The sequence below is a fragment of the Microcystis sp. M53603_WE2 genome, from assembly GCF_030065435.1.
In genome coordinates this window covers 1-1,444 of sequence record NZ_JASJFF010000467.1, presented here as the reverse complement: position 1 = coordinate 1,444, position 1,444 = coordinate 1, and the positions used below count along the sequence as shown (strand labels likewise).

Annotated in this window: 2 protein-coding genes; both read right to left on the bottom strand. The window is 45.1% G+C overall.

Annotated elements, in window-relative coordinates; genetic code table 11:
• Window positions 1–284 precede the first annotated feature (284 nt).
• A complete protein-coding gene (locus PX481_RS30100; RefSeq protein WP_002757808.1) occupies window positions 285–431 on the bottom strand; it encodes a hypothetical protein in 147 nt (48 codons plus the stop codon).
• 37 nt (window positions 432–468) lie between these two features.
• A complete protein-coding gene (locus PX481_RS09680) occupies window positions 469–936 on the bottom strand; it encodes a DUF29 domain-containing protein (RefSeq protein WP_072926654.1) in 468 nt (155 codons plus the stop codon).
• Window positions 937–1,444: the final 508 nt, after the last annotated feature.

Below are 1,444 nucleotides of genomic sequence, written 5' to 3'. Positions count from 1 at the left end.
GGTTCTTCGTTACTTGGTATGGTTCGATAGGGGGGCATAAATCGACTAAATCCTTATCTGGTAAGAGACTTAATTGATTAGTTGGCTCTAGAGCAAAAACAATTGACAAAAATCGCTAAGTGCCTTTCTCTATAAGGGTTCCATCCCTTATAACCCCCGTCCATTGCATAACACAAACCGAAGAGCCGTTTTCCTTCTTGATAATTCTGATAAGCAAGTCGAGCTTGCCATAATACTGATTGCACTTGGCGGGCAAAATCCCGATTGCCCTGAAAGCGACTCTGTCAGAGAGCTTTTAATTCTCGTTCTAGGTGGGCTAAACACTTCTGCTTGGCGCCTGCTCCTTGTAGCGAGTAGGCACTGAAACAGTCGCTACGTTCATCTTTTTCTTCCCCTCCCGACTCCTGACTCCTGACTCCTAACCCCACCAATAAACTTTTTGCCGCAAACCCTAACTATTTCCTCTAGTCAATTGCCATAAAAGTTCTCATCTAAGATTTGCTCTGGCAAGAAAGGACAAATTTTAGGATAATCATTTTCTGGGGGAATCCGAACACCAAATTGAGCAAGTTTCCCTTCCTTAATTGCCACTTGACGAGCATCTGGATAAGCTTCCTCGATAGCAGTTTCTAGATAGGATTTCAGGGAAGGCGTATTGCGTAAGTTTTTCTCAATTCGCTGGCGATGCTCAATAATAGAACAATACCAGCTATCTTTCATGGATGGCGGTGCGTTGTGCTGTACTTTTAATTTGAGCAAATGAGCCAAAAGAATCATCAAATTACTTTCTAAAGTTCTTTTTTCCGATTTTCCCAACTCGGTTAACTCCTCAATTAAGTTATCAGTATCCAGCGCAGCAAATTCCCGCTTCTGTAGATGGCTAATTGTTGTTGCGAGCCACAATTGAAAATCTTGTTCGTAGAGAGTCTTGGACATAGCGATAAGTTATTCGTTCGAGTCAATAACTGCACTGATAAGTAGTTGGACAAAAGTAAAGTTAACTGTGGGGTAAGGAGTCAGTAGCCGGTCGTCAGGAGTCGGTCGTCAGTCAGAATTGTGGCAATTTACATTTATTAAGATAGACAACAGAATTTATGTCCGACTACTTAACTAAGCGGATACAATTCTCAAGGCGTTACTAATTTCTAGCTTCCCTTGTAGTTTACCAAAAAATCACCTAAAATGGAAACTAAGTAGGTAGGCGTTAAAAATTATCAGATGCCCCCCTTATCAAGGGGGGACTAAGGGGGGATCGGCACCCCCCTTATCAAGGGGGGACTAAGGGGGGATCGGCACCCCCCTTATCAAGGGGGGGACTAAGGGGGGATCGGCACCCCCCTTATCAAGGGGAACTCCCCCCGCCTATCGGCACCCCCCTTATCAAGGGGAGATCCCCCCGCCTATCGGCACCCCCCTTATCAAGGGGAGATCCCCCCGCCTATCG